Here is an 18,409-nt window from a genome sequence, read left to right as displayed (position 1 = left end):
CCCGCGCCCGTCGCGGCCGCCGCGCCGGCCGAGGCGCCGCAGACCATCCCGGCGGCGATGTCGCCCGATCCGTCCGGCGGCGGCGCGGTGCTGGTCGACACGCCGCCCCCGGTGCGCAAGCGGCCCGGCACGCCGATGCCGACGCAGCCGATGGACGTCACGCTGACGCCGCGCGCCGTGGCCGCGATGCAGGCCACGCTGTCGCGGGAGACCCGGTCCGACCTCGACCCCGAATCACTGGAGCCGCACCGGCCGATGTCGGCCGACGAGCTGATCGACCTCGACCAGCAGGTCGAGTTCTTCGTCGTGCTCGGGCAGGACGATGCGGCGGTCGACCTGCTGATGGGCCACGTGCGCAGCACCGGCGGCGTGAGCCCGCTGCCGTACCTGAAGCTGATGGAGATCTACCGCCGCCGCGGCGAGCGCGACCCGTACGACCGCATCCGCGAGCGCTTCAACCGGCGCTTCAACGCCTACGCGATCGAGTGGGACGAGCACGACCCGTCGAAGGAGCGCGACCTCGAAGAGGGCTTCCCCGAGCTGCTGGCCCGCGTGCAATCGCTGTGGTCGGCGCCGGCGGAAGCGATGGCCACGCTCGACGGCGCGCTGTTCCGGCGCAACCAGGGCCCGCCGTTCGACGTGCCGGCCTACCGCGACCTGCTGTTCCTGTACGGCATCGCGCGCGACCTGGCCGAGCGCGACGTGCGCCCCGAGGGCGTCGACCTGCTGCTGCCGATGGAGGGGGGCTTCGACATCACGCTGGACCTGTCCGCCGCGGAGGTGAGGCCCGATTCCGCGCCGATGCCGCTGCACAGCGACCCAGCGCCGCCACCACCCGAGGTCGAGCGCCTCACGCTCGATCTCGACATCTCCACCGACCCGGCCCGGCTGTCGGGGCCGGGCGCACCGCTGCGCGATGCCTCCGACTCGCGCCCCGGGCTCGACTTCGACCTCAGCGAACTGAGCGAGCTCGACACCACCCGCAACCCCAAGGCGCGTGGGTCCCGCTGATCCTTCGACAGGCTCAGGGCGAACGGGAGGCTACAGCTTCGCCAGCCGCTCCAGCGCCCGCTCCAGCGTCTCGTCCTTCTTCGCGAAGCAGAAGCGCGCCAGCTTCTGCTCGAAGCCGCCGGCATAGAACACCGACACCGGGATCGCCGCGACACCGATCTCGGTGGTCAGCCAGCGGCAGAAGCCTTCCTCGCTCAGCTCGCTGACGGCCGAGTAGTCGACGCTCTGGAAATAGCTGCCCGCGCTCGGCAGCAGCTTCAGCCGCGTGGCCGCCAGCCCGGCGCGGAACAGGTCGCGCTTGCGCTGGTAGAACGCCGGCAGTTCGAGGTAGGGCGCCGGGTCGGCCATGTACTCGGCCAGCCCGTGCTGCACCGGCGTGTTGACGGTGAAGACGTTGAACTGGTGCACCTTGCGGAACTCGGCCGTGAGCGGCGCGGGCGCCGCGACGTAGCCGACCTTCCAGCCGGTCACGTGGTAGGTCTTGCCGAAGCTCGAGACGATGAAGCTGCGCGCGGCCAGCTCCGGGTGGCGCGCGACGCTTTCGTGCCGCTGGCCGTCGTACACCATGTGCTCGTAGACCTCGTCGGCGATCACGAACACGTCGGTCGGGCGCAGCAGCTCGGCCAGCTGCTGCATCTCGGCGGCGGTCCAGACGGTGGCGCTCGGGTTGTGCGGCGTGTTGATGATGATCGCGCGGGTGCGCGGCGAGAGCGCGGCGCGGATGCGCTCGAAATCGGGCCGGAAGGTGCGGGGCGTCAGCGGCACGTGCACCGCGGTGCCGCCGGCCAGCACGATGTTCGGCTCGTAGCTGTCGTAGCACGGGTCGAGCACGATCACCTCGTCGCCCGGGTGCACGATCGCGAGGACCGCGGTGATGATGGCCTGCGTCGCGCCGGCGGTGATCGTGATCTCGGTGCCGGGGTCGTACGCATGGCCGTACAGCGTGGCGATCTTCGCGGCCACCGCCTCGCGCAAGGCCGGCACGCCGGTCATCGGCGGATATTGGTTCAGGCCGCGGTGCATCGCGCCGCTCACCGCATCGAGCAGCCGCGGGTCGCCGTCGAAATCGGGGAAGCCCTGGCCGAGGTTGACGGCGCCGTGCTGCTGCGCAAGGGCCGACATCACGGTGAAGATGGTCGTGCCGACCTGCGGCAGGCGGCTTGCGATGGTGGGGGTTCGCAGGGTGGTCATGGCGGGTGGATCAGGGCTGGTGGATCTCAGAGCTGGTAATCGTGTCCGGCGTCGGCGGCATCGCCGCTCATCGCGCGCGCGATCAGCCCGCGGTTCAGGCGGTCGGACAGCATCTCGGCGAACGCATAGACGAAGTTGCGCAGGTAGGCGCCGCGCTTGAACGCGACGCGGGTGACGTTGGCGCCGAACAGGTGGCCGACCGGGCGCGAGACGAGTTCGCCGTTCGGCGGGTCGTCGCGCACCGCGATCTCGGCCAGCACGCCGATGCCCATGCCCAGGCGCACGTAGGTCTTGATGACGTCGGCATCGATCGCCTCCAGCACGATGTTCGGCTTCAGCTTCCGCGCGGCGAAGGCCTGGTCGACGCGCGTGCGGCCGCTGAACGACGGGTGGTACGACACCAGCGGCTGCTGCGCCAGGTCCTCGAGCGTGATGCGTTCGAGCTGCGCGAGCGGGTGGCCGGCCGGCATCACGACCGCGTGCTGCCATTCGTAGCAGGGCAGGGTCACGAGTTCGTCGTGCTCGGCCAGCGATTCGGTCGCGATGCCGATGTCGGCCACCTCCTCGATCACCATCTGCGCGACCTGCGCCGGCGCGCCCTGGTGCAGGCTGATGTTGACCTTCGGGAAGCGCTTGCGCAGCTGGGCCACCGGCTCCGGCAGGAAGTAGCGCGCCTGCGTGTGCGTGGTGGCGATCGACAGCGTGCCGGCGTCCTGCTTCGAGAACTCCTCGCCGATGCGCTTCAGGTTGCCGACCTCGCGCATGATCACCTCGATCGACTTCAGCACCTCGACGCCGGGTTCGGTGACGCGGCGCAGCCGCTTGCCGTGGCGCGCGAAGATGTCGACGCCGAGTTCGTCCTCGAGTTCGAGGATGGCCTTGGAGATGCCGGGCTGCGAGGTGAACAGCGCTTTGGCGGTCTCGGTCAGGTTCAGGTTGCGGCGAACGGCCTCCTGGACGAACCGGAACTGGTGCAGGTTCATATTCCTTGGCAATCTGTGGATTGCCCGGATTAAATCACTTCGTGTCTGTGGATGCGCGAAGCAGCTGGCCGGCGGCGGCGGCCATCGCGGCGATGACGCTGTCGAGTTCGCCGACCGCGGGGTGCAGTTGCCAGCGGACGCCGGCGTGCGCGCTGGCGAGTTCGGCCATCAGCTCCGGCAGGTCCTTGCGCACATGGCCGCCGGCGCCAAGGAAGAGCGGCAGCACGTCGACCCGGCTGCAGCCTTGAGCGGCGAGCTGGCGGCCGGCCTCGCGCAGGTCGGGCGTCATGAACTCGAGGAAGGCGAGGGCGACCGGCACGCCCGGATGCGCGCGTCGCACGCGCTCGGCCACGTCCTCGAACGGGATGGCCCAGCGCGGATCGCGCGCGCCATGCGCGAACAGCAGCAGTCCGCGGGTCACCGGTACCTCACGAGCCAGCTGAAGGCGGCCAGCGACAGCATCAGGTAGATCGCGCTCGGCGTGGCGGCCACGATCCAGGGCGTCCAGTTCTGCAGCAGCCCCAGGTGCGCCGCGACGTTGTTCAGCAGCACGAAGCTGATGCCCAGCATGATCCCGCCGAACACCTTCAGGCTGACGCCGCCGGCGCGCGCATGCAGGTAGGCGAACGGCAGCGCGAGCGCCACCATCACCAGGCAGGCGAGCGGGTACAGCGCGCGCTTCCAGAACTGGATCTCGTGGCGCTGCGCCGTCTGCTCGTTGTCGGACAGGTGCGTGATGTAGCGGAACAGCTCCAGCGTCGACATCGAGCCCTCGGGCAGCACCGCGGCGGCCACCACGTTGGCCGGCATCGTGCTCGGCCAGGTGTAGACCGGCAGCTGCTGCGCGTGCACCAGCCCGCCGCTGGCGGCATCCTGCCAGTCGGTCAGGTTCACGTCCTGCAGCGTCCAGTTGTCGTCRCTGCCGACGCGCCCGCGTGCCGCGCTGATGCGGCGCAGCAGCCGGCCGTTGCCGTCGGATTCGAAGATGCGGATGTTCAGCAGCTCGCCGCCGGCCGCCGCGCTGCCGACGTTGACCGAGTACGAGCGCTCGCCGTCGGGCGTCACGCGGTGATCCTTCAGCCAGGCGCCGGTGATGCCCAGGCTGAAGCCGCCCTTGTAGCGCGCCTGCAGCTGCGCCGCGCCGCGCTCGCTGAGCGGCGCGAGGTAGTCGCCGACGACGAAGGTCAGCAGGCCGAACGCCATGCCCAGCCCGGTCAGCAGGAACAGCGCACGCCCCGGGCCCAGCCCGCCGGTGCGCAGCACGGTGAACTCGGACGACTGCGCGAGGCGCGACAGCGCATAGATGGTGCCGATCAGCACCGCGATCGGCGACAGCTCGTACAGGTGGCCCGGCAGCTCGAGCAGCGAGTACACCGCCGCGTGCAGCGCGGTGTAGGTCTTCGTGATGCTGCCCAGCTCGTCGACGAAGTCGATGAAGAAGAACAGCGACAGGAAGGCCACGGCGACGAAGGCCACCGACGAGACGATGTCGGCGTAGAGCAGGCGGCGCACCGTCCTCATTTCTTGCAGGCCTCCTGCATGCGCTGCTTCAGGCCGCCGCCGTTGTTGCCGTGGCGTCGCCGCAGGCTCCAGTGCGTGCCGTTGTCGCGCCACCAGATCAGGGCCATCGCCAGCAGCAGCACGCCGCCGTGCATCGTCACGAGGATCGCGCCCATGCCGGCCTTGCCGCCGGCCACCCAGGCCTGCGACAGGTTGATCAGGTTGTAGTAGACGACGAAGCTCAGCAGCGCGAACAGCAGGTTCCAGTTGCTGGCCCGCCGCGGCTGCGTGGCCGACAGCCCGATCGCCAGCAGCAGCAGGTTGGCCGCGCCGAGCGTCAGGCCGAGCCGCCAGGTGAGCTCGCCCTGCGCGGCCGGCGTCGGCTCGCTCATCAGGTCGATGGTCGGCAGGGCCTTCGGCGGCGGCGCGGTCGCGCTGCTCAGCACGCGGTCGCCGGCCTGCACCTTGTAGGTCTCGAAGCGCGCCAGCGTCTTGTCGCCGCTGCGCAGGTTCTGCTCGTTCTGCTGGCCGCTGTCGAGCACCAGGTAGCGGTCGTCGTCGGTGTTCTCGATGTGGCCGCTGCGCGCCGAGGTCACCGATTCCTTGTCGGCCTGCGCGGTCAGGATGAAGACGTTGCGGCCGGTGCGGCCGTCTTCGCTGTCGCGCTCGATGAAGAAGGTGCGGCGGCCGTCGCGCGAGGACTGGAACTGCCCGGGCGCGACGCGCGACAGGTCGGAGCGGCGCTCGAAGCGCTCGCGCAACTCGGCGCTGCGAGCGTTCATCCACGGCCACACGAACAGCGCCAGCAGCGCCACCACCAGCAGCACCGGCCAGCTCACGCGCAGCACCGGCCGCACGAAGCGCGACAGCCCGACGCCGCTGGCGAACCAGATCGACATCTCGCTGTCGCGGTACATGCGGGTCAGCGTGGAGACGGTGGCGATGAACAGCGACAGGCTGAGCATCGTCGGCAGCTGGGCGAGCGCCACGTAGCCCAGCAGCAGCACCACGTCCTGCGGGGCGATGCGCCCCAGCGCCGCCTGGCCCAGCGTGCGGATCAGCATCATCGTCAGCACGATGGTGAGGATCACCACCAGCGTGGCGCCGAATGTGCGGGCGAGGTCTCGCCGCAGGGAGGAATCGAATAACATCGTTGGATTCTGGACTGGCTCGCATTATGGACTTCAGACATCAGGTTTCTTCTTCCGGCGCCCTGGCAACCCTGCAGGCCGACGCCTTGCTCGTGGTGGTCGATGCATCCGCCGGCGGCAACACCGTCGATGCGGTGCTCGACGCGAAGCTCGCGGCCCCCATCAACGAGGCGATTGCCCAGGGCGACTTCGCGCTGAAGGCCGGGCGGGCGCTGTACCTGCACCGCGTGGCCGGCGTGAAGGCGCCGCGCGTGGTGGTCGCCGCGGCCGCCTCGGGCACCGCGAAGGCTTTCAAGACAGCGGTCGCCAACGGCCTGGCCCAGCTGAAGGGCGGCGGCGCGAAGCACGTGGCCGTCGCGCTGGCCTCCACCGGCGAGCTGGGCGCGGCACATGCGCAGGCGCTGGTCGCCGCGGCCGGCGACGCCACCTACGTCTACCGCCACACCAAGCCCAGCGCGCCGGCCGCCTCGGCCATCGCCAAGCTGACGCTGGTGTGCGACAAGGCGCAGGCCAAGGCGGTGCAGTCGGGCCTGGCGGTCGGCGAGGCGATCGGTGCCGGCGTCGAGCTGGCACGCGAATGCGCCAACCGGCCGGGCAACCACTGCACGCCGACCTTCCTCGCCGAGCAGGCGAAGAAGCTCGCGAAGGACCACGGCCTGAAGGTCGAGGTGCTGGACCGCAAGGCGGTCGAGAAGCTCGGCATGGGCTCGTTCCTCGCGGTCGCGCAGGGTTCCGACGAGCCGCTGCGCTTCATCGTCGCCCGCTACGAGGGTGCCGCGAAGACGCAGGCGCCGATCGTGCTGGTCGGCAAGGGCATCACCTTCGACACCGGCGGCATCTCGATCAAGCCGGCCGCCGAGATGGACGAGATGAAGTTCGACATGGGCGGCGCCGCGAGCGTGCTCGGCACGCTGCGCGCGGTGGCCGAACTGAAGCCGAAGCTGAACCTGATCGGCATCATCCCGGCCTGCGAGAACATGCCCAGCGGCCGCGCGGTGAAGCCGGGCGACGTCGTCACCAGCATGTCGGGCCAGACGATCGAGATCCTGAACACCGATGCCGAAGGCCGGCTGATCCTGTGCGATGCGCTGACCTACGCCGAGCGCTTCAAGCCGGCGGTGGTGGTCGACATCGCGACGCTGACCGGCGCCTGCGTGATCGCGCTGGGCCACCACAACTCGGGCCTGTTCACCGCCGACGACGCGCTGGCCGCCGAGCTGCTGGCCGCCGGCCAGAGCGCGCTCGACCCGGCCTGGCGCATGCCGCTGGACGAGGAATACGACGAGGCGCTGAAGAGCAACTTCGCCGACATGGGCAACGTCGGCCCGCGTGCCGGCGGTGCGATCACCGCGGCGATGTTCCTGCGCCGCTTCACGGCCAAGTACCGCTGGGCGCACCTGGACATCGCGGGCACGGCCTGGAAGTCCGGTGCGGCCAAGGGCGCGACCGGCCGGCCGGTGCCGCTGCTGACCCAGTTCGTGCTCTCCCAGGCAAAGTGATGTCACGGGCCCGCGCCACGCCGCTCCATCAAGCCACTCCCCAGGATCCGGCTTTGCCGGGCCGAGGGGAGGCGCCCCTCGGGGGCAGGAGCGAAGCGACTGGGGGGCTCACATGACCGAGGTCAGCTTCCACTTCAACGTGCCCGACAGGCTGTCGTATGCGTGCAGGTTGCTGCGCAAGGCGACTCGCCGCGGTGCACGCGTGGTGGTCGCAGGCCCCGCGCCGGTGCTCGGGCGCCTCGACAAGCAGCTGTGGGTGTTCGAACCCACCGATTTCGTGCCCCATGTGCATGCACGCGCTGGCCAGGCGATCGCGCCGCGGCTTGCGCACACGCCGGTGTGGCTGGTCGAGCAGGTGGCCGATGCGCCGCACCACGAGGTGCTGCTGAACCTGGGCGAAGCGCCTGCCGACGGCTTCGAGAGCTTCGAGCGCGTGATCGAGCTGGTCTCGCGCGACGGCGATGACCGCCCGTCGGGCCGGGCGCGCTGGAAGCACTACACCGACCGGGGTTACCCGATCGTGCGGCACGACGTCGCGCAGGAGGGCGGGTGAGCACGACGCCGCGCCAACAGCCGCCGCATCGGCTTCCGGTGTTGACCGAGGTCGTGCCGAGTGCCCGCAGTGCGCCACCGCCGGTGGCCGAGGTGGTCGAAGCACCGCCGCCGCGCGCGCCTGTTGCGCCGATCGCGCAGCCCGCGCCACCGGCGTTCGCGGCCACGGCGCCGGCTGCACTGACACCACAACTGCCGCCGCTGCCGCCACCGCCGGCGCCTCGCGCTGCTGCTGCCGCGGCCCCGCTCAGCGAAGACGTCATCGTCCAGCGCGTGCTCACCGACGTGCAGCGCCAGCTCGACCTGGTCTTCGAATACAAGCTGCGCGAACTGCTGGCCCCGACGCTCGCGCGCATCGCAGATTCGCTGATCCGGGACACCCGCAACGAGCTCGCGACGACGCTGCGCGAGATCGTCACCCGCGCCGTCGCGCAAGAGCTGCAGCGCACCCGCGGCGGCCGATAGGTCGAGCGCAGCGAAGACCCCCTCAAGCAACGCGCCGGGGAACCGGCTTTGCCGGGCCCCTGGCGTGGCGCCCCTCGGGGGCAGGAGCGGCAGCGACTGGGGGGCTGTCGTTTACCCTATCAACGCGGCCCGGAACTTGCTCGTTGTGTCGCCATGTCACAGCGAGCCCAACCCCTGATCCCTTGAGGACATCGCGCAACCAGACCCGAGGATTCCCGCAATGGAGGCGGTTTTTTTTGGGGTAACGTTGCGCCCGCTGAGGCTGACTCCTCACCCGTTATCCAGTCTTTCCCAAACCCCGGAGGTTTTTGCATGCAATACAAACTCAATGTCCTGGTCGCTGCTGCCGTCACCCTGTTCGCCGGTGCGGTGTCCGCCCAGGAAGTCGTGAAGATCGGCCACGTGGCCCCGACGAGCGGCGGCATTGCCCACCTCGGCAAGGACAACGAGAACGGCGCGCGCATGGCCATCGACGAACTGAACGCCAAGGGCGTGACGATCGGCGGCAAGAAGGTCAAGCTCGAGCTGCAGGCTGAAGACGATGCCGGCGATCCGAAGCAAGGCACGGCCGTCGCTCAGAAGCTGGTCGACTCCAAGGTCAACGGCGTGATCGGCCACCTGAACTCGGGCACGTCGATCCCGGCCTCCAAGGTCTACAGCGACGCCGGCATTCCGCAGATCAGCCCGTCGGCGACGAACCCCAAGTACACCCGCAACGGCTACAAGACCACGTTCCGCGTGGTGGCTGACGACGTGCACCTGGGCGGCACGCTGGGCCGCTATGCGGTCAAGGAGCTGAAGGGCAAGTCGATCGCCGTCATCGACGACCGCACGGCCTACGGCCAGGGCGTGGCCGACGAGTTCGAGAAGGGCGTCAAGGGCGCGGGCGGCACGACCGTCTCGCACCAGTTCACGACCGACAAGGCGACCGACTTCACCGCCATCCTGACCCAGATCAAGTCGAAGAACCCGGACGTGGTGTTCTACGGCGGCATGGACGCGGTGGCCGGCCCGATGATCCGCCAGATGAAGCAGCTGGGCATCAACGCCAAGTTCATGGGTGGCGACGGCATCTGCTCGGGCGAGCTGCCGAAGCTGGCCGCCGGCGCGATGGGTGACGGCCAGGTCGTCTGCGCCGAAGCCGGTGGTGTCGAAGGCACGCAGAAGGTCGGCATGGAGAAGTTCCGTGAAGACTACAAGAAGAAGTTCAACACCGAGGTGCAGATCTATTCGCCGTACGTGTATGACGCCGTCAACGTGATGGTGGCCGCGATGGTCAAGGCCGGCTCTGCCGACCCGGCCAAGTACCTGCCGGTGCTGGCCAAGACCGACGGCTACAAGGGCGTGACGGGCACGATCTCGTTCGACGAGAAGGGTGACGTCAAGAACGGCGCGCTGACGCTCTTCACCTACAAGGGTGAGAAGCGCGAGCAGATCGCCGTGGTGCGCTGATCGGTCTTTCGTTCACTGCCATGCAGAAGGGACGCCGCGAGGCGTCCCTTTTTTGTTGTGCTGTGCGGCAAGGCGCGTGGGGGAGGCCRTGGCGCGCCGGCCTCCCCCACGCGCCTTGCAGCCACCGCCGTGCTCCTGCGGCTATGACAAGCGAACAAGTGGGAATTGATGCCCGGGTAGTCACCCGGGCTGCGCGGCTCGGCCAGCTCGACGAACACTCGCGGTTCGTGGGCGGAGCGGCCGGGGCAGGCTGTGGGGGCGACTTCTGGGGCGACGGAGAAGATCGGYTTCGGGGGTGGCGCGCGCCAGCGCGCTTCGTAGACTGACTCATCGGCTGTGTTTGACCACAACGAACGAAGTGAGTGGCGGGAGTTTGCCGATGCACCCCCGAAGCCGAGCTTCTYCGTGCAGTCGGCCCGCCAGGGCCGACCGCCCCAGCCGAGCCCCCACAGCCTGCCCCGGCCGCTCCGAACACGCGCCACGAAAGAACAGAAGCCTGCCCCCTCAGAAGGAGGCGAATAAATCAGCACAACGCTATGCTGCGCGAACACTCCACGGAAGGATTCGCGATGAAGAAGAAGGCCCCGTCCCCGGCACGCAGCGCCAAGGAACGCCAGCGCGCCCCGCTGGTCACGCCGACCGACCTGAAGGCCGGCGCCACGCGCGACATCGCCGCCGCGATGAACGGCATCCTGGCCGACGTGTTCGCGCTGTACCTGAAGACCAAGAACTTCCACTGGCACATGAGCGGCCCGCACTTCCGCGACTACCACGTGATGCTCGACGAGCAGGCCGACCAGCTCTACGCGATGACCGACCCGATCGCCGAACGCGTGCGCAAGGTGGGCGGCAGCACGCTGCGCTCGATCGGCCACATCGCGCGCTCGCAGCGCATCCTCGACAACGACGCCGAGTTCGTCGAGCCGTCGGACATGCTCGCCGAACTCCGCGAGGACAACAAGACGCTGGTCGCCGAACTGCGCGAGGCCCACGGCGTCTGCGACGAACACCACGACATCGCCACCGCCAGCCTGATCGAAGTGTGGATCGACGAGACCGAGCGCCGCACCTGGTTCCTGTTCGAGGCCGGCCGCTCGGGCGACAGCAGCGGGCATTGAAGGTCTTCAGGCTTCGCGTGGGCGGCACGCTTGTTGCAACATCGGGGGCCATGAGCACCCCCGCTGCCTCCTCCGAAACCCCGCCGCCGCTCCAGCGCCACACGCTGTTCGAGGACGCGCAGGCCATCTTCACCGGCACGCTGTTCGTCTCGCTGGCGCTGATCCTGTTCGCGCAGGTCGGGCTGCTGACCGGCGGCACCGCGGGTGTCGCCTTCGTGCTGCACTACGCGACCGGCATCGGCCTGGGCAAGCTGTTCTTCGCGATCAACCTGCCGTTCTACTGGTTCGCGTGGCGGCGCATGGGCCGCGAGTTCACGCTGAAGACTTTCATCGCGATCACGCTGCTGTCGCTGATGACCGACTGGTCGCCCCAGCTGTTCGCGATCGAGCGCCTGCACCCGGCCTATGCGGCCGTGCTCGGCGGGCTGCTGCTCGGTTCGGGCTGCCTGTTCCTCGCTCGCCACCGCGCCAGCCTGGGCGGCGCCACCATCGTGTCGCTGTACCTGCAGCAGACACGCGGCTGGCGGGCCGGCAAGGTGCAGATGGGCGTCGATTGCAGCGTCGTGCTGCTTGCGCTGACGGTGGTCGAACCGTCGCGCGTCGCATGGTCGGTGCTCGCGGCCATCGTGATGAACCTGTTCATCGCGGTCAACCACAAGCCGGGGCGCTACGCCGTGTTGTGATCCGGCGGTGCCGTGAACCGCGCGCTCAGCGTTGCCTCTCGTGTTCCGCTCCGCGGTCCAGCCCGCGATCGGGCGACTCGAAGTGCTGCTGCTGGCCCGGGCTCGGCTCGATCAGCTCCTCGATGATCAGGTGCCCGAACTTCTGCGCCCGCGCCGCGTTGTGCTCGCGTGCCACCTGCGTGATGAACTCCTCGTGGTCGCTCTTCGGCCACAGCACGACCACGTAGCCGTGCCCCTGCTCGGCCAGCGCGAGGTGCGTCTTCAGCAGGTTCAGGTCCTGCCCGATCGAGGCCAGCACGCCCGCATGGGCGATGTTGGTCCGCATCTGCCGCGCCATCTGCTGCGGCGAGAACACCAGCAGGTCGCTTTCCAGGAAGTTCTCGTCCAGCAGGGCGTTCAGCGCCCCCTGCAGGTCGTCGGCCGATCGGAAGGCCAGGAAGACCTTGTTCTCGGGCGGCAGCACGCCGTCGCTGCGGATCGGGTTCGAGACGGCGTTGGCAGCAGTCGGGTTCACGGTGTTCTGGCTCATGGCACCTCCAGTGGATCGGGCACCGCGATGGCCGCGGCGGATGGGACGGGCGGTCGCGGCGCCACAGGCCGCGCCGGTCCGGGAAAGTCGTCGACCTGGATCACCCTGGCCGCCGCGCGCAGGTAGGCGAGCGCGGCCGCCGGGTTGCGCGAATGGCTGGCCACATCCTCCAGCGAACGCGAATGGCGCAAGGCCTGGTTCAGTTCGCCGGCTTCGTCGCCGAGCGCACGCGCCTGGTCGAGCGCGTTGCGCAGGTCGCGCAGGCCGCCGCTGCGCGGCGAACCCACATCGATGCACAGGCGCGCCAGCACCGCCGGTTCGCTGCGCAGCGATTCGGCCAGCGCCACCAGGTCGCGGTCGCGCAGCGGGGCGAGGTGCCGCGTGCCGTTCAGCAGCAGCGGCGCCAGCGCACGCAGCAGGCCGGAGGGCAGGTTGGCGTACAGGTCGCGCAGCGTCGCGGCGGCCTGGTCCAGCTGCACGCGGATCGCCGCGCGCGCGATCGGCAGCAGGGCCGGGTCGGCCTCGCGCTCGTAGCGCCACACGCTGGCCGATGCGAGGTACAGGTTCGCCAGCACATCGCCGAGCCGGGCAGACAGCAATTCCATGCGCTTGAGCTTGCCGCCCAGCAGGCCCATCGCCAGGTCGGCCGTCAACGCGTACTTGGCGGACACGCGGGCGATCAGCCGCGCTTCTTTCCGAAGGCCCTCGGGCACCTGGCCGCGCAGCGGCGCGCCGACCAGGCTGGCGCCCAGGTTGCGCAGCACGTGGCGGCCGTGCGCCAGCAGCGCCGCGCCCAGCGCCTGTTCGTCGTTCGCCTGCACCGCAGCCATCTCGTCGAGCACGTGCGGATGGCAGCGCACCGCCCCCTGGCCGAAGATGATCAGCGAGCGCGTCAGGATGTTGGCGCCTTCCACCGTGATCGCGATCGGCGCCTGGCGGTATGCCGCGCCGAGCAGGTTGCCCGGCCCCGAGATGATGCCCTTGCCGCCCAGCACGTCCATGCCGTGGATCACCGCGCGCCGGCCGGCTTCGGTCAGGTGCACCTTCAGGATCGCGCTCGCGACGCTCGGCCGCTGGCCGGCATCGAGTGCCGCAGCGGTGTAGCGGCGGGCCGCGTCGGTCGCGTACAGGTCGGCGGCGGTGCGGGCGAGCAGCGCGGCGATCGCGTGGAACTTCGCGATCGGCAGCCCGAACTGCTCGCGGATCTGCCCGTAGCCGCTCATCACGAACAGCGCCGTCTGCTGCATCGCCGCGCCCATCGCCGGCAGCGAGATCGCGCGGCCTGCCGCCAGGCACTCCATCAGCATGCGCCAGCCCTGGCCCACCTGCGGCTCGCCGCCGATCACCCAGTCCATCGGCACGAACACGTTCTCGCCGCGCACCGGGCCGTTCATGAAGGCCGAATCCATCGGGTGGTGGCGGCGGCCGATCTCCATGCCGGGCGTCGGCACCGGCAGCAGCGCGCAGGTGATGCCCAGTTCCTGCTCGCCCTCGGGGCGCGTCAGGTCGACCGCCTGGAACGCGAGGCCGACCACCGTCGCCACCGGCGCCAGCGTGATGTAGCGCTTGTCGAAGGTGACGCTGAAGCCGCGCACGCGCCGGCCGTCGATCACACGCTCGGTCAGCACGCCGCGGTCGGGGATGGCGGCGGCATCGGAGCCGGCATAGGGCGAGGTCAGGCCGAAGCAGGGCAGGTCGCGGCCATCGGCCAGGCGTTCGAGGTACTGCGCCTTCTGGGCCTCGGTGCCGTAGCGCAGCAGCAGTTCGGCCGGCCCGAGCGAGTTCGGCACCATCACGGTGACCGCGGCGGCGACGTTCACGCTCGCGATGCGCGTCACCACGGTCGCATGCGCATGGTGGCTGAAGCCCAGGCCGCCGTGCTCCTTCGGGATGATCATGCCGAAGAAGCGCTTCGTCCGCAGGTGCTGCCACACGGCGGCGGGCAGGTCGCCCTCGGTGTCGATCGAGAAGTCGTCGAGCATGCCGATCAGGTCGCGCACCGGACCGTCGAGGAAGGCGTGCTCGTCCGGCGTCAGGCGGTTCGGCGGGATCGCCAGCAGCGCATCGAAATCGGGCCTTCCGGAGAACAGCTGGCCTTCGAAGCCCACCGTGCCGGCTTCGAGCGCGGCCCGTTCGGTGTCGCCCATCGCGGGCAGGGCCTTGCGGAAGAACGGCATCGCGGTGCGGCCGAGCCAGCGGTTCAAGGGGGTCAGGCCCATCGAGGGTCTCCGTGCAGACGAGATGGCCCATGGTCGAGCCTGCCGGTGTGCGAATCTGCCGGACGGCGCCGGCTTGCCGGGTCAGACAGCGCTCACAGGCCAGGCCGCCGCCCAGAGCATCGATCGCAGTTGTAGGCAGTTTCCCCTCATGCTGGGCCTGACCTTGACCGACACCACACGCGGCGCGCATCGGATTGGCAGCCACGCAGCGCCATCGAACAATGGCGTGTCATCCGGTCAGCCTTCCTACCGACTCAGGGAATCTCATGAACTTCAAGAACATGCGCGTGAAGACCAAGCTGATGCTCGGTTTTGCCGTGCTGGCGACCATCGTGCTGCTGGTCTCGGGGCTGTCGCTGCGCTCGCTCTCCCGTTCGAACGAGCGCTTCGACAACTACCTGGAAGGTGTCGGCCAGCGCGAACGCCTGGCCACCAGCCTGCGCGGTGCCGCGACGCGGCGCGCGATCGCGGCGCGCAACCTGGTGCTGGTGACCGATCCGGCCGACCGTGAGTTCGAGAAGAAGGCCGTCTCCGAATCGCACGAGGAGACCAAGGTGGCGATGCAGCGCCTGAAGGCCGCGATGGGCGACAGCTTCGACGTGACCGCGCGCGACCGCGAGCTGGTGGCGCAGATCGACGCCATCGAGATGAAATACGACGTCGTGGCGCTCAGCATCGTCGGCATGGCGCTGGACGGCAAGCGCGAGGAGGCGATCACGAAGATGAACGCCGAATGCCGGCCGCTGCTGGCGGCGTTGCTGAAGACCACCAGCGAACTGATCGAATACGAATATGCGCAGGCCGAAGGGATCGTCAAGGTGGCCGATGCGGCCTACGCGGGCGACCGCATCACGATGATCGCCGCCTGCGTCGCCGCGATGCTGGCGGCCGTCGGCCTCGGCTGGCTGCTCAGCAACGCGGTGACCGCGCCGCTGACGCGCGCCGTCACGCTCGCCGAGGCGGTGGCTGCCGGCGACCTGGGCACGGACATCGTCGTCGACAGCCGCGACGAGACCGGCCTGCTGCTGGCCGCGCTGAAGAAGATGAACGGCAGCCTGGTCGACATGGTCGGCAAGGTGCGCCAGTCGGCCGACGGCATCGCGACGGCCTCGGCCGAGATCGCGATGGGCAACCAGGACCTGTCGAGTCGCACCGAGCAGCAGGCGAGCGCGCTGCAGCAGACGGCGGCCTCGATGCAGCAGATGACCGAGACGGTGAAGCAGAACGCCGACAGCTCGCGCCAGGCGAGCCAGCTCGCGGTCTCGGCGGCCGACGTGGCCGGCCGCGGCGGCGAGGTGGTGCAGCGCGTGGTCGCGACGATGGGCGAGATCTCCGAKTCGAGCCGCAAGATCGCCGACATCATCGGTGTGATCGACGGCATCGCGTTCCAGACCAACATCCTCGCGCTGAATGCGGCCGTCGAAGCCGCCCGGGCCGGCGAGCAGGGCCGCGGCTTCGCGGTGGTGGCCGGCGAGGTGCGCAGCCTCGCGCAGCGCAGTGCGCAGGCGGCCCGCGAGATCAAGGGCCTGATCGGCACCAGCGTCGAGAAGGTCGAGGCTGGCAGCAAACTGGTGACGGAAGCCGGCAGCACGATGAACGACATCGTGGCCCAGGTGCGCCGCATGACCGACCTGATCGCCGAGATCAACGCGTCGACCACCGAGCAGAGCAGCGGCATCGTGCAGGTGAACCAGGCGGTGGCGTCGATCGATTCCGGCACGCAGCAGAACGCCGCACTGGTGGAAGAGAGCGCCGCGGCGGCCGAGAGCCTGAAGATCCAGGCGGCCGGGCTGCTGGACGTGATCGCGGCGTTCCGCACCGGGGACCGGCACGCGTTCGCCTGATCACATCCTCATGATCACATCGGCGGCGCGAACCCGTTGCGCCCCGCGATCACCCGCAGCGCCACCGGCTTGCCGTCGCGCAGCTGCGCGGTGACCAGCACCTTCGCGCCCGGCACCAGCAGCGCCCGGTCGCCCGGCTTCACGGTGACGACCGGCACGCCTTCGGGCACCAGCACCGTCTTCTCACCGTCCTTGTAGCGCAGCCGCAGCGTGCGGCCCTTGGCCTGTCCGACGACGTCGGCGACGGTGGCATTGGTCATCGTGCTGCCCGGCTGCAGGTCCCACGGGTAGTGGCCCTCGCCGGTGCCGCGCGCCTGCTCGGGAAACACCAGCACCTCCAGCGCCTGCAGCGTGCCGTCGGGCTGCGGCATTGCCGCGGTGCCGATGTAGCTGCCGGCGGCGATGCCGGACAGCTCGGTCGGCACCACCTCGTTGACGCCGAAGGTGTCGGCCAGCGCCAGGCGCAGCACCTCGCCGCTGCGCTCCTTGATCACCAGCGTGGTGTTGTCGAAGGACTCGACGGTGCCGCGCAGGCGTTGTGTCGGGGCCGGTGCCGATGTCTGCGCATGTGCGAACGTGGCGGCCAGTGTCAGCAGTGCGGCGCCGAGGAAGCGGGGAAGGTGGGTCATGGGGGTGTCCGGTTGGGATTACTGGGGGTACAGGCCGTGTACGCGCCCGAACAGCCGCGTCATCCCGAGCAGCGCATCGATGTTCGGTGTCGGCAGTGGCAGGCGCTGCGCGATCTCGCGCACCGCGCCGACCAGCGCATCGAGTTCGATGCCGCGGCCGGCCTCCACGTCCTGCAGCATCGAGGTCTTGAACGCGCCGAGCTTGCGCGTGACCTGCTGGCGGTCTTCCGGGGTCTGCGCGATCGCGCAGCCGATGCGCGCGCCGATCGCCGAGGCCTCGCGCATCGCGTTCGCGCAGAACGTGAGCAGCAGCGGGTCGTCGAGCACGCGATCGACGGTGGCGCCGGTGATTGCCGTCACCGGGTTCATCGTCATGTTGCCCCACAGCTTGTACCAGATGTCCTGGCGCACGCTGGCCGACACGGTGACGTCGAAGCCGGCCTGCGTCAGCAGCGCGCCGAGCTCGCGGGCGCGTGCCGATTCGCCGCCGCCGGGCTCGCCGATGATCAAGCCCTGGCCCATCTTGTGTTCGACGAGGCCGGGCTGCGGGCTGGTGGTGGCCGCGTGCACGACGCAGCCGAGCACCTGCTCGTGCGGGATCTTCGCGGCGATGCGGCCACCGGGGTCGACGCTCTCGAGCGGAGCGTCGCCGATCGCCGCGATGCCGCGGCCGAACCACCAGGGCACGCCGTTCATCGCCGGCAGCACGACGGTGTGCGGCGCGAGCAGCGGCGCGAGCTGGTCGGCCACCGCGGCGAGCGCCGGGCCCTTCACGGCGATGACGACCAGGTCCTGCGGGCCCAGCTCGGCCGCATCGGCGCTGGCGGTGGCCGGCCCGCTGACGAGCTGGCCGCCTTGCTGCAACCGCCAGCCGTGTTCGCGCAGCGCCTGCAGCGTCGCGCCGCGGGCGACCGCGCTGACCTGCGCGCCCGTGTTCGCCGCGAGCCGCGCGCCGATGAATCCGCCGATCGCGCCGGCCCCGTAGATGCACACCTTCATCGCTGCCCCTTCTCTGAACGAAGGGGCATTCTGCGACAGGCGCTACTTTCGTGTCTTCGGGGGTTTTGACTTCGACTTGCCCGGCGCGGCCAGGGCCAGCCGCTTCGCGATGCCGGCGTGGAAGCGCTCGATCTCGTCGGCGGTGGCGAGCGATTCGGGCAGCTCCACGTCGATGCGGTGCAGCGTCTGTGCCGGTCCGGCGCGCAGCATCGCGACCGGGCCGACGCGGCGCGAGCCGACCGGCAGGTCGACCTGGACGCCGACCACGCGGCCGGCCTCGGTGATCACGGTGGCGGTGTGCATGGTGCTCAACTCCATTCGGCAATGCTGAGGTTGTAGTGGATCGCCACCGGCCCGGCATTGCGGATGTTGACGGTGTAGTGGATGCCGTCGGTCTCGCCGTTCGATCGGGCGACGACGCCCTGGCTGACCGTGACCAGTTCGACGTTGACCTGCGGCTCCTGGATGTTGGGCGCCGCGACGGCGACGCCGACATCGCGGCCGAAGCCGTCGAAGAAATACTCCCAGTGGTGCGTGGCGCCGGCCGCGAGGCTCACGATGCCGCCGACGTTGCGATGCAAGGC

18 protein-coding genes and 1 pseudogene are annotated in these 18,409 nt (G+C 69.8%); 8 read left to right on the top strand and 11 right to left on the bottom strand.

Annotated features, from left to right (window positions below; all coding sequences use genetic code 11):
* Positions 1 to 1,011 (top strand): annotated as a pseudogene (locus tag AC1D1T_RS19375) (hypothetical protein); the annotation flags it as partial.
* A 30-nt stretch (positions 1,012 to 1,041) separates the two neighbouring features.
* Here the strand turns inward: AC1D1T_RS19375 and AC1D1T_RS19370 are convergent.
* The 5 genes from AC1D1T_RS19370 to lptF are packed head-to-tail and all read right to left on the bottom strand — an operon-like array spanning position 1,042 to position 5,836.
* A complete protein-coding gene (locus tag AC1D1T_RS19370) occupies positions 1,042 to 2,202 on the bottom strand; it encodes a pyridoxal phosphate-dependent aminotransferase (RefSeq protein ID WP_465114592.1) in 1,161 nt (386 codons plus the stop codon).
* A 26-nt stretch (positions 2,203 to 2,228) separates the two neighbouring features.
* Complete coding sequence (locus AC1D1T_RS19365) at positions 2,229 to 3,185, bottom strand: CysB family HTH-type transcriptional regulator (RefSeq protein WP_477826927.1); 957 nt, start codon at positions 3,183 to 3,185, stop codon at positions 2,229 to 2,231.
* Between the two features lie 34 nt (positions 3,186 to 3,219).
* Complete coding sequence (locus AC1D1T_RS19360) at positions 3,220 to 3,606, bottom strand: sirohydrochlorin chelatase (protein WP_477826926.1); 387 nt, start codon at positions 3,604 to 3,606, stop codon at positions 3,220 to 3,222.
* Positions 3,603 to 4,706: an LPS export ABC transporter permease LptG gene (lptG, locus tag AC1D1T_RS19355; RefSeq protein WP_477826925.1), complete on the bottom strand. Its 1,104-nt coding sequence runs from the start codon at positions 4,704 to 4,706 to the stop codon at positions 3,603 to 3,605. Before lptG ends, AC1D1T_RS19360 begins: the two co-directional genes overlap by 4 nt.
* Positions 4,703 to 5,836 (bottom strand): LPS export ABC transporter permease LptF, encoded by a 1,134-nt coding sequence (lptF, locus tag AC1D1T_RS19350; RefSeq protein ID WP_477992326.1) that lies wholly within the window; start codon positions 5,834 to 5,836, stop codon positions 4,703 to 4,705. The genes lptG and lptF overlap by 4 nt, the downstream gene beginning before the upstream one ends.
* 26 nt (positions 5,837 to 5,862) lie before the next feature.
* On the opposite strand from lptF, the gene AC1D1T_RS19345 reads away from it, so the two are divergent.
* From AC1D1T_RS19345 to AC1D1T_RS19320, 6 genes are all read left to right on the top strand, one after another.
* The gene (locus tag AC1D1T_RS19345; protein ID WP_477828036.1) at positions 5,863 to 7,335 is read left to right on the top strand and encodes a leucyl aminopeptidase; all 1,473 of its coding nucleotides are present in this window, start codon (positions 5,863 to 5,865) and stop codon (positions 7,333 to 7,335) included.
* Between the two features lie 112 nt (positions 7,336 to 7,447).
* Positions 7,448 to 7,888, top strand: a complete 441-nt coding sequence (locus tag AC1D1T_RS19340; RefSeq protein WP_047507952.1) for a DNA polymerase III subunit chi — start codon at positions 7,448 to 7,450, stop codon at positions 7,886 to 7,888.
* Complete coding sequence (locus AC1D1T_RS19335; protein WP_477992325.1) at positions 7,885 to 8,352, top strand: hypothetical protein; 468 nt, start codon at positions 7,885 to 7,887, stop codon at positions 8,350 to 8,352. The genes AC1D1T_RS19340 and AC1D1T_RS19335 overlap by 4 nt, the downstream gene beginning before the upstream one ends.
* Positions 8,353 to 8,664: 312 nt before the next feature.
* A complete protein-coding gene (locus AC1D1T_RS19330) occupies positions 8,665 to 9,804 on the top strand; it encodes a branched-chain amino acid ABC transporter substrate-binding protein (protein ID WP_047507956.1) in 1,140 nt (379 codons plus the stop codon).
* A gap of 569 nt (positions 9,805 to 10,373) precedes the next feature.
* Positions 10,374 to 10,922 (top strand): Dps family protein, encoded by a 549-nt coding sequence (locus AC1D1T_RS19325; RefSeq protein WP_477992324.1) that lies wholly within the window; start codon positions 10,374 to 10,376, stop codon positions 10,920 to 10,922.
* A 50-nt stretch (positions 10,923 to 10,972) separates the two neighbouring features.
* Positions 10,973 to 11,605 carry a YitT family protein gene (locus tag AC1D1T_RS19320; protein ID WP_047507958.1) on the top strand — a complete coding sequence of 211 codons (633 nt, stop codon included), beginning with the start codon at positions 10,973 to 10,975 and terminating at the stop codon, positions 11,603 to 11,605.
* Positions 11,606 to 11,630: 25 nt separating this feature from the next.
* On the opposite strand, the gene AC1D1T_RS19315 is transcribed toward AC1D1T_RS19320, so the two are convergent.
* Entirely contained in the window at positions 11,631 to 12,134 is a 504-nt protein-coding gene (locus AC1D1T_RS19315; protein WP_477825574.1) for a hypothetical protein, read from the bottom strand.
* Positions 12,131 to 14,353: an acyl-CoA dehydrogenase gene (locus AC1D1T_RS19310; RefSeq protein WP_477825573.1), complete on the bottom strand. Its 2,223-nt coding sequence runs from the start codon at positions 14,351 to 14,353 to the stop codon at positions 12,131 to 12,133. The genes AC1D1T_RS19315 and AC1D1T_RS19310 overlap by 4 nt, the downstream gene beginning before the upstream one ends.
* Positions 14,354 to 14,619: 266 nt before the next feature.
* Between AC1D1T_RS19310 and AC1D1T_RS19305 the strand changes: the two genes are divergently transcribed.
* Positions 14,620 to 16,197, top strand: coding sequence for a methyl-accepting chemotaxis protein (locus AC1D1T_RS19305; protein WP_477992323.1), 1,578 nt, complete (start codon positions 14,620 to 14,622; stop codon positions 16,195 to 16,197).
* Positions 16,198 to 16,211: 14 nt separating this feature from the next.
* On the opposite strand, the gene AC1D1T_RS19300 is transcribed toward AC1D1T_RS19305, so the two are convergent.
* From AC1D1T_RS19300 to AC1D1T_RS19285, 4 genes are all read right to left on the bottom strand, one after another.
* Complete coding sequence (locus AC1D1T_RS19300) at positions 16,212 to 16,826, bottom strand: hypothetical protein (protein WP_477825571.1); 615 nt, start codon at positions 16,824 to 16,826, stop codon at positions 16,212 to 16,214.
* 18 nt (positions 16,827 to 16,844) lie between these two features.
* The gene (locus tag AC1D1T_RS19295; RefSeq protein ID WP_477992322.1) at positions 16,845 to 17,825 is read right to left on the bottom strand and encodes a 2-dehydropantoate 2-reductase; all 981 of its coding nucleotides are present in this window, start codon (positions 17,823 to 17,825) and stop codon (positions 16,845 to 16,847) included.
* A gap of 42 nt (positions 17,826 to 17,867) precedes the next feature.
* The gene (locus tag AC1D1T_RS19290; RefSeq protein WP_465114580.1) at positions 17,868 to 18,128 is read right to left on the bottom strand and encodes a hypothetical protein; all 261 of its coding nucleotides are present in this window, start codon (positions 18,126 to 18,128) and stop codon (positions 17,868 to 17,870) included.
* 5 nt (positions 18,129 to 18,133) lie between these two features.
* The coding region (locus AC1D1T_RS19285) for a hypothetical protein (RefSeq protein ID WP_477992321.1) at positions 18,134 to 18,409 on the bottom strand (276 nt) is incomplete at its 5' end.

The organism is Rhizobacter sp. P2_H3 (genome assembly GCF_056403355.1).
This window is presented reverse-complemented; position numbering and strand designations above follow the sequence as displayed.

What these genes read in the sequence shown, in the direction of transcription:
- AC1D1T_RS19370 (WP_465114592.1), bottom strand. Translation starts at nt 2,202, where the DNA reads ATGACCACCCTGCGAACCCCCACCATCGCAAGCCGCCTGCCGCAGGTC.
- AC1D1T_RS19365 (WP_477826927.1), bottom strand. Translation starts at nt 3,185, where the DNA reads ATGAACCTGCACCAGTTCCGGTTCGTCCAGGAGGCCGTTCGCCGCAAC.
- lptF (WP_477992326.1), bottom strand. Translation starts at nt 5,836, where the DNA reads ATGTTATTCGATTCCTCCCTGCGGCGAGACCTCGCCCGCACATTCGGC.
- AC1D1T_RS19345 (WP_477828036.1), top strand. Translation starts at nt 5,863, where the DNA reads ATGGACTTCAGACATCAGGTTTCTTCTTCCGGCGCCCTGGCAACCCTG.
- AC1D1T_RS19340 (WP_047507952.1), top strand. Translation starts at nt 7,448, where the DNA reads ATGACCGAGGTCAGCTTCCACTTCAACGTGCCCGACAGGCTGTCGTAT.
- AC1D1T_RS19330 (WP_047507956.1), top strand. Translation starts at nt 8,665, where the DNA reads ATGCAATACAAACTCAATGTCCTGGTCGCTGCTGCCGTCACCCTGTTC.
- AC1D1T_RS19325 (WP_477992324.1), top strand. Translation starts at nt 10,374, where the DNA reads ATGAAGAAGAAGGCCCCGTCCCCGGCACGCAGCGCCAAGGAACGCCAG.
- AC1D1T_RS19320 (WP_047507958.1), top strand. Translation starts at nt 10,973, where the DNA reads ATGAGCACCCCCGCTGCCTCCTCCGAAACCCCGCCGCCGCTCCAGCGC.
- AC1D1T_RS19315 (WP_477825574.1), bottom strand. Translation starts at nt 12,134, where the DNA reads ATGAGCCAGAACACCGTGAACCCGACTGCTGCCAACGCCGTCTCGAAC.
- AC1D1T_RS19310 (WP_477825573.1), bottom strand. Translation starts at nt 14,353, where the DNA reads ATGGGCCTGACCCCCTTGAACCGCTGGCTCGGCCGCACCGCGATGCCG.
- AC1D1T_RS19300 (WP_477825571.1), bottom strand. Translation starts at nt 16,826, where the DNA reads ATGACCCACCTTCCCCGCTTCCTCGGCGCCGCACTGCTGACACTGGCC.
- AC1D1T_RS19295 (WP_477992322.1), bottom strand. Translation starts at nt 17,825, where the DNA reads ATGAAGGTGTGCATCTACGGGGCCGGCGCGATCGGCGGATTCATCGGC.
- AC1D1T_RS19290 (WP_465114580.1), bottom strand. Translation starts at nt 18,128, where the DNA reads ATGCACACCGCCACCGTGATCACCGAGGCCGGCCGCGTGGTCGGCGTC.